The sequence below is a fragment of the Paraperlucidibaca wandonensis genome (assembly GCF_042677145.1).
GTDB classification, from domain to species: domain Bacteria; phylum Pseudomonadota; class Gammaproteobacteria; order Pseudomonadales; family Moraxellaceae; genus Perlucidibaca; species Perlucidibaca wandonensis.
The window spans coordinates 1864201-1876268 of sequence record NZ_JBHTIT010000001.1 but is presented as its reverse complement, the minus strand read 5'-3'; the positions used below and the strand labels follow the sequence as shown (position 1 = coordinate 1876268).

The 12068-nt window shown below is 54.8% G+C and carries 14 protein-coding genes and 1 pseudogene; 8 read left to right on the top strand and 7 right to left on the bottom strand.

Going from position 1 to position 12068, the window contains the following annotated elements; genetic code table 11:
* Positions 1-12 precede the first annotated feature (12 nt).
* Together ACFQ0F_RS08870 and ACFQ0F_RS08865 are read right to left on the bottom strand one after the other, a co-directional pair.
* Positions 13-366, bottom strand: coding sequence for a hypothetical protein (locus ACFQ0F_RS08870; RefSeq protein WP_340676046.1), 354 nt, complete (start codon positions 364-366; stop codon positions 13-15).
* On the bottom strand, positions 363-995 hold the full coding sequence (locus tag ACFQ0F_RS08865; protein ID WP_340676047.1) for an RNA polymerase sigma factor: 633 nt from the start codon (positions 993-995) through the stop codon (positions 363-365). Before ACFQ0F_RS08865 ends, ACFQ0F_RS08870 begins: the two co-directional genes overlap by 4 nt.
* A 119-nt stretch (positions 996-1114) precedes the next feature.
* Between ACFQ0F_RS08865 and trmL the strand changes: the two genes are divergently transcribed.
* Entirely contained in the window at positions 1115-1579 is a 465-nt protein-coding gene (gene trmL / locus ACFQ0F_RS08860) for a tRNA (uridine(34)/cytosine(34)/5-carboxymethylaminomethyluridine(34)-2'-O)-methyltransferase TrmL (protein WP_379071241.1), read from the top strand.
* Here the strand turns inward: trmL and secB are convergent.
* The 4 genes from secB to rsgA form a co-directional block, all read right to left on the bottom strand.
* The gene (gene secB, locus ACFQ0F_RS08855) at positions 1563-2033 is read right to left on the bottom strand and encodes a protein-export chaperone SecB (RefSeq protein ID WP_340676049.1); all 471 of its coding nucleotides are present in this window, start codon (positions 2031-2033) and stop codon (positions 1563-1565) included. The two genes, trmL and secB, sit on opposite strands and share 17 nt — an antisense overlap.
* Positions 2034-2077: 44 nt before the next feature.
* Complete coding sequence (gene grxC, locus ACFQ0F_RS08850) at positions 2078-2332, bottom strand: glutaredoxin 3 (protein ID WP_340676050.1); 255 nt, start codon at positions 2330-2332, stop codon at positions 2078-2080.
* Positions 2333-2368: 36 nt separating this feature from the next.
* On the bottom strand, positions 2369-2821 hold the full coding sequence (locus ACFQ0F_RS08845; protein WP_340676051.1) for a rhodanese-like domain-containing protein: 453 nt from the start codon (positions 2819-2821) through the stop codon (positions 2369-2371).
* 62 nt (positions 2822-2883) lie between these two features.
* On the bottom strand, positions 2884-3906 hold the full coding sequence (gene rsgA / locus ACFQ0F_RS08840; protein WP_340676052.1) for a small ribosomal subunit biogenesis GTPase RsgA: 1023 nt from the start codon (positions 3904-3906) through the stop codon (positions 2884-2886).
* A gap of 87 nt (positions 3907-3993) precedes the next feature.
* Between rsgA and orn the strand changes: the two genes are divergently transcribed.
* The gene (orn, locus tag ACFQ0F_RS08835; protein WP_340676053.1) at positions 3994-4560 is read left to right on the top strand and encodes an oligoribonuclease; all 567 of its coding nucleotides are present in this window, start codon (positions 3994-3996) and stop codon (positions 4558-4560) included.
* A gap of 4 nt (positions 4561-4564) precedes the next feature.
* Here the strand turns inward: orn and queG are convergent, their stop codons facing one another.
* Entirely contained in the window at positions 4565-5680 is a 1116-nt protein-coding gene (gene queG / locus ACFQ0F_RS08830) for a tRNA epoxyqueuosine(34) reductase QueG (protein WP_379071235.1), read from the bottom strand.
* A gap of 52 nt (positions 5681-5732) precedes the next feature.
* On the opposite strand from queG, the gene tsaE reads away from it, so the two are divergent.
* From tsaE to hflX, 6 genes and pseudogenes are all read left to right on the top strand, one after another.
* On the top strand, positions 5733-6248 hold the full coding sequence (gene tsaE, locus ACFQ0F_RS08825) for a tRNA (adenosine(37)-N6)-threonylcarbamoyltransferase complex ATPase subunit type 1 TsaE (RefSeq protein ID WP_340676055.1): 516 nt from the start codon (positions 5733-5735) through the stop codon (positions 6246-6248).
* A complete protein-coding gene (locus ACFQ0F_RS08820) occupies positions 6245-7453 on the top strand; it encodes an N-acetylmuramoyl-L-alanine amidase (RefSeq protein WP_340676056.1) in 1209 nt (402 codons plus the stop codon). The genes tsaE and ACFQ0F_RS08820 overlap by 4 nt, the downstream gene beginning before the upstream one ends.
* 3 nt (positions 7454-7456) lie before the next feature.
* Positions 7457-9286, top strand: coding sequence for a DNA mismatch repair endonuclease MutL (gene mutL, locus ACFQ0F_RS08815; RefSeq protein ID WP_379071230.1), 1830 nt, complete (start codon positions 7457-7459; stop codon positions 9284-9286).
* Complete coding sequence (gene miaA / locus ACFQ0F_RS08810) at positions 9286-10233, top strand: tRNA (adenosine(37)-N6)-dimethylallyltransferase MiaA (RefSeq protein ID WP_379071227.1); 948 nt, start codon at positions 9286-9288, stop codon at positions 10231-10233. The genes mutL and miaA overlap by 1 nt, the downstream gene beginning before the upstream one ends.
* A 143-nt stretch (positions 10234-10376) precedes the next feature.
* A pseudogene (gene hfq, locus ACFQ0F_RS08805) lies at positions 10377-10625 on the top strand (RNA chaperone Hfq); the annotation flags it as partial.
* 130 nt (positions 10626-10755) lie between these two features.
* The gene (gene hflX, locus ACFQ0F_RS08800) at positions 10756-12057 is read left to right on the top strand and encodes a ribosome rescue GTPase HflX (protein WP_340676059.1); all 1302 of its coding nucleotides are present in this window, start codon (positions 10756-10758) and stop codon (positions 12055-12057) included.
* Positions 12058-12068: the final 11 nt, after the last annotated feature.

Here is a 12068-nt window from a genome sequence, read left to right as displayed (position 1 = left end):
GGCGCGCTCAGTTTAGCGTTGACCACGAGATGTGTCCTCCATCGACATCAGCCAGTCGATCTCTTCCAGCATTTGACCATCTACCGAGCTGCTTGCTGGGCGTGCTTGCGTGGTTTCGGTGCCGCTGGTTTTGAGCAGCCAGTCGCCAGGCAGCACGACCATAAAGGCCACGCTAGCGGCTAAAGCTAAACCGCCTGACCATTGCCAGCGATGCGTGCGCTTTTGCTGGCGCTGTGCTTGCGCCACAATTTGCGCCACGCGTGCATCCCACAAAGGGTCTGGCTCGCTAATGGAGCGATCGAGTGTGTCGGCCAAGCGTTTGGCGAAGCGGGCATCCTCAAAGGAAAGCTCTGGTGTCTTGTTCATGTCATGTCCTCCGCTGTCGTGCCAATGCCGTCTAGCTTGGCGCGAATTTTGTTTAAAGCCCTGAAGTAATGCGTTTTCACGCTACCCTCAGCACAGCCCATTGCCTCGGCTGTCTGAGCGGTGTCATAGCCTTCCCAGGCTCGCAGCAAGAAGGCTTGCTGCTGTCTAAGGGGCAATTCGCCCACTGCCGCTAAAACGGCATCCATATTATCGGCCTGCTGCAATAGCGTGACCGGATTATTATCGACGCGGTCAGGAATGTTCTGCCACGGATCTTCTTCGCCAGCGTCGTCTAATGGCTCAAGCCAAGTGAACCATTTGCGCTTACGAGTTTCGCGGCGAAAGTGATCCATCATGCGGCTGTGCAAAATGCGGTGAAACAATGGTCCCCAGCTACTGGGGTCATGGTTGCCGTATTTCGCCACGAGAGTGAGCATGGCTTCTTGTACAATATCTTGTGCAGCGTCGGGATCGCGGGTGGCGAGCTCGGCGGTTAATCTTGCCCGTCGGCTGATGCTATGCAAAAACGCATCGATCGATTGTGGGACTGGACGTGCTGGCATGACTAATTTTACCGGTGGCGCTTTGGGCACACGATAGGCGAGACCGGCGTCGGCGACAAGATGCATAATCGGCTCTTCACTCCTGCGTGGTGGCATTTTCGCCATCTGAGATACAGAAACGCCGTTAGCTCGTTGCGGTTGACGACTTAGTGCTCAATCTAGCAATAGACTTTTTGGATATGTTCATGATCGACATCGTGCTCTATGAGCCTGAAATCCCCGGCAACACCGGCAATATCATTCGTTTGTGTGCCAATACTGGCGCCCGACTGCACCTTATTGAGCCTTTAGGCTTTGAGCTCAATGACAGCAAGCTGAAGCGAGCTGGTTTGGATTATCACGAATGGGCGAAGCTTAAAGTGCACGCGAACTGGCAGGCGGCCCGAGATTATTTGGCTGATAAACGCTGGCGCGCGGTAACCACAAAGGGTTCGCAGTCAGCCTTTTCTGCCGTGCTCAGTGAGGGTGATGTTTTAGTGTTCGGCCCAGAAACTCGCGGCTTGCCCGCTGAGCTGTTAGCTACTTTTGCGCCGGAAAACAAACTGCGGCTGCCCATGTTGGCAGACAGTCGCAGTTTGAATCTATCCAATAGCGTGGCGGTAATGGTCTATGAGGCCTGGCGCCAGCAAGGATTTACTGCGGGCGAGTAGTGTCTGCGGCTTCAGCGCCGGCTTCGTTTTTGCGGCGCAGGCTATCGGCGTAGAGAGCGTCGAAGTTAACTGGCTGCAAGAGTAGTTGTGGGAAGCTGCCTTTGCCGACTAGGTCAGAAATGGCTTCACGAGCAAATGGGAACAATAGGTTCGGGCAGTAAGCGCCAAGCAATGGGCCTAGTTCCGCTTCATCCACACCTTCGATTTGGAAGATGCCAGCCTGCTTCACTTCCACTAAAAATGCCGTGCTGCCTTCGTTTTTTGCCGTCACGGTGATGGCCAATTGCACTTCGTAGTGCTTGCCGTCTTCGAGAGGCTGATGCGCCGTGGCCAAGTCGATATTGACTTCAGGGTTCCAGGTTTGCAGGAAAACTTTTGGTGCGCCGGGAACTTCAAACGAAGTATCTTTCAGGTAGATGCGTTGCAGGGCAAATTGCGGTTGGGTGTCGGCCATTTTGACTCTCTTATTATGGTGTGGGCTGATTAAAGCGGAATGGGTTAAGCCTGTAAAAGGCGATCAAGCTCGCCGCTACGTTCTAGCGCAAACAGCTCATCGCAGCCGCCAATAAAGGCGTCGTTGATGAATATTTGTGGCACGGTGCGGCTGCCGGTGCGAGCTGTCAGCTCTGCGCGCTGTTCAGGTGCATTGCCGACATCGATATCTTCAAAAGCTACGGATTTATTGCCCAGCAGCTGTTTGGCGCGCACGCAGAAAGGGCAGGTGCGGGTGGTGTAAAGGATTACTTTGGCCATGAGGCTCTCCTGCTATTCGTGGAAATAAGTGGCGACTCAGCGTACCAGCGGTAGGCCTTGTTGGCGCCAAGTGGAAATGCCACCGCTTAAAATATGCACTTCTTTCATGCCGGCTTGTTTCACGCTGCGAGCGGCGTTGCCAGCAGTTTGGCCCATGGCGCAAACAAAAATAATCGGTTTGCCAGCGGCTGCCAGTGCGGCTGCTTTTTCAGCAACTTGGCTAAACGGCATATTTTCGCTGCCGGTAATATGGCCTTCGCGAAACTCTGGTGTATTACGCAAATCAATGACGCGCGCTTCCTGAGTGTTGACCAAGCGAGTTAGGTCGGCGGGCGAAATGCGGCGGCCACCGCGCTGGATTTCCGTGAAAACAAACGCCGCTAGCAGGGCGATAAACGTAGCCACCAGCATGTGGTGGTTGGTTACAAATTCAATAGCGCGATCCATGATGTGACTCAGTGTGGCGAGAAAGTCAGGCAGTATACGCATGCAGCCGCTTAGGCTCTAGCGCAAGCTGATTATCTCGCGGCCATATCGCGCTTAGTACGTCGTTATCGTGTGCCGATGTCGTTGACCAGCTTCTGAAAGCTAGCGAAGCGGCGGGGTTGAATATGGCCATCTAGAACCGCTTGATGGAACGAGCAGCCAGGCTCGCTGGCGTGAGCGCAATTGCGGAATCGGCATTGGCCAGCAAAAGGTTGAAACTCGATAAAGCCGGCGAGCAGCTCTTCTTTATTCATATGCCAAACGCCAAATTCACGAATGCCCGGCGAGTCGATGAGTGCGCCACCGGTGGGAATATCAAACCAACAAGCTGTTGTCGTGGTGTGCTGGCCGAGCTTGGAGCCGGTAGACACCTCTTTCACTTTTTGCGCGACATCGGGCAGTAAGGTGTTAATGAGCGATGACTTGCCGACGCCGGATTGGCCGACAAACACCACAGTGTGTTGCGCCACCAAAGCTTCTAGGTCGCCGGTGTCACCATGTGCTGAAAGCGTGCGGGTTTCATAGCCGAGTGCGGCAAAGCTGGCGAGCAACTCAGTTAACTCATCATGATTTTTTTCAGTCAGTAAGTCGGCCTTATTGAGCACGAGTATTGGCCGAATGTCGGTGGCTTCGCAGGCGATTAAATAGCGGTCGATGAGTTCAGCTGATGGCGTTGGCTCGGGCGCAATGATCAGTAAAATCAGATCGATATTTGCCGCAACAGGCTTGAGCTTATTGTATGGGTCAGGGCGTACCAGCACAGATCGGCGCGGCAGTATCGCCGTAATAACGCCAGTAGCGACCTCAGTAGCGGGCTGCCAAATGACTTCATCGCCGGTAACTAAGGCTTCTAGATTGGCGCGCCGATGGCAGCGAAAGCGCTGTCCAATGAGCTCGCCATCGAGCGCTTCAACGGCAAGCTGCACACCATAATGCGCGATGATGCGGCCGCGTTGCTCGACGCCGAGGGCGCCACCATCGAGCAATGCTTCGGCTTTGGCTTCACGTTTGGCGGCGCGCGCAATGCGTTCAGCCTGAATGCGATCGATACGAAAACTTTGTTGGCGACTAATGCGGCGTTGGCTCATGGCCTATCTCGTTGTTGGGTGACTGCAATGGTGTTGCGCTCTGCTATGCTGCGGGCATTGTGCCACTGACGGCAACTAGGAGTGTTCATGAATCATAATAAGGTCGGAAATTTAGTTTGGATCGATCTCGAAATGACGGGCCTAAACCCCGATACCGATCGCATTATCGAAATGGCCACGATCGTGACCGATGCACATTTGAACGTGTTGGCGGAAGGCCCTGTGTTGGCCATCCACCAAAAAGACATCGTGCTTAACGCCATGGATGAGTGGAATACACGTCAGCATGGCCAATCTGGTTTAATCGAGCGCGTGCGCCGCAGCACATTGACCGAGGCCGATGCCGAAGCGCAAACGCTGGAGTTTTTGAGTCGCTTCGTTGATCCGAAAAAATCGCCAATTTGCGGCAACTCAATTTGCCAAGATCGCCGCTTCTTATACCGCACTATGCCCAAACTCGAAGCCTTTTTTCATTACCGCAACCTCGATGTGAGCACGGTAAAGGAGCTAGCACGTCGTTGGTATCCCGATTTATTGCAGCGCTTCACTAAGCAAAGTTCGCATTTGGCCTTGGATGACGTGAAGGACTCAATCGAAGAGTTGCGCTATTACCGCCAGTACTTCTTTAAGTTGCCAGGCTTTAGCGATAACTAAGTTGCTACTGCGCTGCGTGAAGCTTTAGCGTCTGCTCGTTAATGGCCCAGTCGATATGTTCAGTGAGCACATCATTGAGCATGCCGCTGGCGCTCAGCTCATCGCGGCGCATCGCCAGTGCCTGCACGATGTCGGCGCTGGCGGGCGCATTGCCTAATGCCATCGATAGATTGCGCAGCCAGCTCGCGTAGCTCATGCGGCGTAATGGCATTCCTTCAGTTTTGCTCAGCCAAGTAATTTCATCCCAAGCCCATAGGTCCAGCAGCGGCGGGCCATCGAAGTCATGGCGCGGCGTAAAAGCTGGCTCTTGGCTGGCCTGCGCGTAGCGATTCCATGGGCACACGAGCTGGCAGTCATCACAGCCGAAAATACGATTGCCGATGGCTCGGCGCAGTGGCTCAGCAATCACGCCGCGATACTCAATGGTCAAATAGCTAATGCATTTGCCGGCATCGAGCACATAAGGCGCAATAATCGCCTGCGTCGGGCAAATATCAATGCAGGCCGAGCAGGTGCCGCAATGGCTGCTTACTGGTTCGTCAACGGGCAGCGGTAAGTCGGTAAAGAGTTCGGCCAAGAAAAAATATGAGCCCGCTTGGCGATTGATGATCACCGTGTGCTTGCCGGCCCAGCCGAGGCCAGCTTGCGCGGCAATGGCTTTTTCTAGCACGGGTGCGGAGTCGACAAAGGCGCGATAGCCAAATGGCCCAATCGCCTCAGCCATGCGGTCGGCTAGCTTTTGCACGCGTTTGCGGATGAGCTTGTGATAGTCGCGGCCCAGCGCATAGCGTGCAATATAGGCACGGTCGGCATCGCCCAAAATTTCGTGAATGCGTGGTTCGGCAGGCAGGTAGTCCATGCGCAGGCTGATGATGCGCTGCGTGTTCGGCACCAAATCTGCTGGCGCCACACGTTTTGGCTCGTGCATCCATGCCATCCCGGCCTCGTAGCCTTGCTCTAGCCAATCCGCCAAATGCTGCGGATGCTCACCTAAATCAATGTCGCTGACGCCCATTTGCTGAAAGCCAAGCTCGCGCGCCCAGAGCGCAATATCGGCTTTTAGGGTCAGCAGCTCATTGCGCGATAAACTCGCGTTTTCATGTAAAGGGATTCGCGTCATGGCGCACATTCTGACATCCTTAGCAGTTAGTCACCATCTGTAAGCCATTGCTATGACCAGCCGTTTAGCCCCTACAGTAGCTACATTAACTCGCTATCAGCGGGCGCTGCCCGATGCATCAGCTACCGAGCAGCTGGGCGGAGACATTGCGCGCGCGTGTTTTGCGACCGATGTCTGCGGCGCGACGGTGTATTTGCAAGGCGACTTAGGTGCTGGCAAAACCACATTGGTGCGAGGCTTATTGCAGACATTGGGGCATCAGGGCGCAGTTAAAAGTCCAACCTACACCTTGGTTGAGCCCTACGTTTTAAACGGCAATACGGTGAATCATTTCGATTTATATCGGTTGATCGATCCGGAAGAGTTAGAGCTGATTGGCTTTCGTGACTATTTTTCATCTGATCAGCTGAGCTTGGTGGAGTGGCCGTCGCAAGGCGAGCCCTTGCTGCCAACGCCAGATTGGGACATTTCTTTAGCGCCGGTGAGCCACGAGTTGGCTGACGGGCGCGTAGCCACCATCACGGCGCATACGCTGCGTGGCGAGCAACTATTAGCGAGACTGGTATGAATAAATGGATACAGCAACTGTTGTTGCTGATGTGTTGTGTCATGGCGCTAGGAGCGCAGGCGGCAGAGCTAGTCGGTGCACGCACTGGCAACTATGAGGGCAAAACGCGTTTGGTGGTTGAGTTTTCCAGCAATACCGAATTTCGCGTTAGCGAAGAAACTTCGCCTGGGCGTTTAGTCGTTACTGTGCCAAATACGACAACGCGACTTTCGGCACGGGACTTTCCTTCGCAGGTTGGCCCGGTGCAACGCATGTCGCTCGATGGTAGTGGCAGTCGTAGTAAGCTCATTGTTGAGTTGAACGAAGAGGCTGAGGCCGCCATTTTCATGCTGCCAGTGAATGCCCAAGGTATGTATCGCCTAGTCATAGATTTAGGCGTGGTGGCTTCGGGGAAAATAGCCACAGCAGCGGCATCGCCAGCGCCTATCGTCAAGCCTGAGCCAACCTCCGTGTTTGGTGGTTTGTTTGCGGGCAAGAAAAATGGCCGAGACATTATTGTCAGCATCGACGCTGGACATGGGGGTCAGGATCCCGGCGCTATTGGTCGTCGTGGCACCTATGAAAAGCACGTAACTTTAGCCATTGCCCGGTCATTGGCCGATTATTTGGGCAAGCAAAAAGGCATTACGGCTCGACTAACTCGCGACAGCGACTTCTTTATTCCGCTACAGCAGCGGCGGAAAATTGCGCGATATGAACATAAGGCCGATATTTTTATTTCGGTGCATGCCGACTCCGCAGCTAACCGCTCTGCAAATGGCGCCTCGGTTTTTGCCCTGTCATTGCAGGGTGCCAAAGGTGCGACCTCGCGCTTTGCGCAACAGCTCGCTGAACAAGAAAACAAGTCTGATTTGATCGGTGGTGTGGTTGCTGAGAATGATGATTTAACCGATATGCTCGCCGGCATGATGGTGGAAGGAACGCTTAAGCACAGCCTAGAAATGGGTAAGCTGATTTTGCAGTCGCTGCCTAATGTTGTGAATCGACTGCATAGCAAGCGTGTCGAGCAAGCTGGCTTTGCGGTATTAAAAGAGCCCGGCATGGTCTCGCTTTTGGTTGAGACTGGGTTTATTTCTAATGCTGATGAAGAAGATCGCCTAATTAGTGCGAGCTATCAGCGTGATGTGGCGCAGGCGATTGGTGCGGCTGTTGTGCGTTTTTGCCAACAATTCCCAGTGCCCGGCACTTGGTTTGACCGAGATTAATTCGTGGCCCGCATAGCGCTTTTAGATGCTCGCCTAGCTAACCAAATTGCCGCCGGTGAAGTGGTTGAGCGGCCGGCATCGGTGGTTAAAGAGCTGATTGAAAATGCGCTTGATGCCGGTGCCCGCGCTATCGATGTGCATATTGAGCAGGGTGGTTTGGCCTGCCTGCGTGTGCGTGATGATGGCGACGGTATCGCCCAAGATGATCTGCCTTTGGCGTTAGCGCGCCACGCCACCAGTAAAATCCATCATGTCGATGATCTCGAGGCCGTGGCCACACTAGGCTTTCGCGGCGAAGCGCTGGCATCCATTGCGTCGGTGTCTCGCTTAACGCTGACCTCAAGCACCGACACGACAGGCTTGGGCTGGTCGGTGCGAACTGAGGGCCGTGATATGTCGGCGGTGATTGAGCCGGCGCGACATCCACGCGGCACCTCGGTCGAGGTGCGCGATTTATTCTTTAATACACCGGCTCGGCGCAAATTTATGCGTACCGAGGCCACCGAGTTTCGGCATTTAGAAGAGGTGGTGCGGCGCTTGGCGCTGGTCTCGCCGCAAGTATCATTCAGTCTTACGCACAATGCGCGCGTGTTATGGCAGCTGAAGCCTGCGACTAGCGAGGCAGAGATGCTGCGGCGTTTAAGCCATATTTGTGGGCCGCAGTTTGTTGCCGCAGCGCATCCACTAGATCAAGAGGCTGCCGGCGCGCGCCTGCATGGTTGGTTGGGCCTGCCGACGTTTTCGCGGGCTCAAGCCGATCTGCAATACTTCTTCGTTAATGGCCGCATGGTGCGCGATAAAGTGGTTTCGCACGCAGTGCGTCAAGCCTATGCCGATGTGCTGTATCACGGCCGTCATCCGGCGTTTGTGCTGTTTTTGGACATCGACCCCGGCACTGTCGATGTCAACGTGCATCCAACCAAGCATGAAGTGCGTTTTCGCGAGCATCGCTTGGTGCATGACCTGATTTATCGTGGCTTGCATCGCGCTTTAGCAGAAGTGCGTCCCGATGATGCGCAGCCTACGGGATCTTTGGCTCCAGCTGCTGAGCAGGCTTTTGCTTCGATGGGTGCTGCAAACTTTGCGAACGTTGCATCACAGTCTGAGCCACAAGCCTGGCAGCCCAACTACTCCCCTCAACAAGGCGGGCTAGATTGGCGCTCCAGTGCTCCTGCGCGCGATGGTTTTGCCAGCTATTTAGCGGGCGGAACTGAAGCGCCTAGCATGCCTGCTGAGCAAGCCACCAATACGCCAGTTTTGGGCTACGCCATCGCCCAGCTTCATGGCGTTTATGTCTTGGCGCAAAACACTGAAGGCTTAGTCTTGGTCGATATGCACGCCGCCCATGAGCGCATTGTTTATGAGCGCCTAAAGCAGCAGCAAGCTGATGCTGGCGTGGTTTGTCAGCCGCTACTAGTCCCGTTGAGTGTGGCGCTGAGTCAGCGCGAAGCCGATATTGCTGAATCTGAAATGCAGGCATTGCTAGCTATGGGCATTGAAACGCAGCGCTTAGGCCCAGAGACGGTGCTGATTCGTTCATTGCCGGCAGTGTTGGCTCAAGCCGATGCTGCGGCTTTATTGCGCGATGTGCTGGCGGACTTACTCGTGCATGGCCAAACTCGTCGCGTTGAGGAGCAACAAAATACATTGCTCGGCACCATGGCCTGTCATGGCGCGGTGCGGGCGAATCGCCAATTGAGCATCCCGGAAATGAATGCTTTGCTGCGCGATATGGAGGCCACCGAGCGTAGCGGCCAATGTAATCACGGCCGCCCAACGTGGACGCGCCTGAGCCTAGCTGAGCTAGATCGTTTATTTATGCGAGGTCGCTGATGGCGGCCTCGTCGGAGTCGCAAGCATTGCCGCCCGCGCTCTGCATTATGGGGCCAACCGCTGCCGGTAAAACCGCACTGGCTATCGCCCTAGTCGAAAAAGGCATCGGCGAGATTATTTCGGTCGACTCCAGCATGATTTATCGCGGCATGGACATCGGCACGGCTAAACCCACTGCCGATGAACTAGCACGAGCGCCGCATCGCCTCATCGACATTATTGAGCCAAATCAAAGCTACTCCGCCGCTGAGTTTCGTAGTGATGCTCTCAAAGCCATGGCCGAAATATCTGCCGCTGGCAAAGTGCCAATCTTAGTCGGCGGCACCATGCTTTATTTTAAAGTCTTGCGTGATGGCCTCGCGAATTTGCCCGAGGCTGATGCCGAGCTACGCGCCGAATTATTACGCGATGCCGAGACTCACGGTTGGCCAGCACTGCATCAGCGCTTGCAAGCCGTTGATCCAGTTGCCGCCGCGCGCATCACGCCGCACGACAGTCAGCGCCTGCAGCGTGCCTTAGAGGTTTGGATGCTCACCGGCAAGACCCTCACGCAGTGGCATGCCGAACAACCCGAGCCCGAACCGCTGCCGTATCGTATGCACTGGCTGGCGCTATCGCCGCCAGATCGCGCCTTGCTGCATGAGCGCATCGCCCAGCGCTTCGATCTCATGTTGGCGCAGGGCTTCATTGCGGAAGTCGAAACTTTACGCGCGCGTGGTGACCTGTTGCCGACCATGCCATCGATGCGCTCGGTTGGTTATCGCCAAGCTTGGGAGCATTTAGATGGCGAATACGATCGCGACGAACTGCGCAATCGCGGCATTTTCGCCACTCGTCAGCTTGCCAAGCGTCAGCTGACATGGCTGCGTAGCTTCACTGCGGCGACCTGGCTAGACCCACTGTCGAGCGCTACATTGCCTTTCGTCGAAGACCTTTTATCGTCGTAGACTTGAAAAAGCGCAGCACTCCCCCCACAGTAATCGTAGGCGCACTGCTTTGAGTGCCGTTATTCCTGCTTTGTAGGGAGCCGCCAATAAGCGGTTATACGCTGTTATATGTATGTGGCCTCGTTCGCCACCGGAGATTATCCATGTCAAAAGGTCAAACCCTGCAAGACCCGTTTCTAAATGCCCTGCGCAAAGAGCGCATTCCCGTATCAATTTTTCTGGTGAATGGCATTAAATTGCAGGGCCAAATCGAATCATTTGACCAATACGTGGTGCTGTTGAAAAACACCGTCAGCCAAATGGTTTATAAGCACGCAATCTCCACTGTGGTGCCAGCGCGTAACCCACGCACGGTATTGCCAGGCAGCACAGTTCCTGTCGGCAGCTCTGGTGTTGGCTCTCTCGAGTCATCATTAGAAGACTTGGATGATGACGATACTCAACCTGCATTTCTTTAAGTTGTTTTTGCCTTTTTGCGCCGCCACATCGGCGGCGCAGTCATATCTGAGCTTAAGGGCCTGAATGGAATATTTTGAGCGTCCGAGTGGTGGCGAAGGTGCTGTTTTAGTGCACTTGTCTCTGCGCCAGCATGGCCAAGACGAAGACCTAGATGAGTTTCAGCTACTGGCTAAGTCGGCCGATGTCGCGGTGTTGGCGGTCATCACTGGTTCGCGTCAGCGCCCCGACCCTAAGCTGTATGCTGGTTCTGGCAAAGTCGAAGAAATTGCCGAGGCCGTTAAACAGCTCAATGCCGAGGTCGTGCTGTTTAACCACGCCTTAACTCCGGCGCAAGAGCGCAATCTTGAGCGTATTTTGCAATGCCGTGTGCTCGATCGCACCGGCCTCATTTTGGATATTTTCGCCCAGCGCGCCCGAACTCATGAAGGCAAATTGCAGGTTGAGCTAGCTCAGCTTGACCATCTGTCCTCGCGTTTAGTGCGAGGCTGGACTCACCTTGAGCGACAGAAAGGCGGTATCGGTCTGCGCGGTCCGGGTGAAACTCAGTTAGAGACCGATCGGCGTTTGCTGCGCTTGCGCATCAGCTCATTGAAAGAGCGCTTAGAGAAAGTTCGTCAAACGCGAGCGCAAGGTCGCGCGGCACGACAAAAAGCCGGCGTACCAACCATCTCGCTAGTCGGCTACACCAACGCAGGTAAGTCGACGCTGTTTAATCGCTTGGCCGGTGCCGATGCATACGCCGCCGATCTTCTGTTTGCCACGCTAGATCCAACGCTGCGGCGTATTCAGCTCGATGGCATTGGTCCTACCGTGTTGGCCGACACAGTAGGCTTTGTGCGGCATTTGCCACATCAATTAGTCGATGCCTTTCGCGCGACATTAGAAGAGACAGCGCAGGCCGACTTGCTCTTACATATTGTCGATGCTGCCAGCGTTGATCGTGACCTGCATTTGCGAGCCGTCAACGAAGTGCTTGAAGAGGTTGGCGCAACTGCACCTATTTTGTTGGTTTACAACAAGTTAGACTCGTTGCCAGATCAAGAGCCGCGTATTGATTACGATGAAGAGGGTAGGCCGCAGGCGGTATGGGTTTCTGCGCGCGATGGCGAGGGCTTAGATTTACTCTTGCAGGCCATGCAGTTATGCGTGTCGGCACCATGGGAAACGCTTACCTTGGAAATGACACCAGATTTGGCGCGATTACGGGCGCGATTCTATGGCTTAGGAGTGGTAGAGTCTGAGCTTCCCGATGATAGTGGTGGTAGCCGTTTGTGCGTGCGCATACAGGCTCCGGATTTAGCCCAATGCCTCGCTCGTGAGGGGTTGGTGCGCGCTGACGTGGTCTTAGAGGCCGGCGTTGGTTAAGACAGTTATAG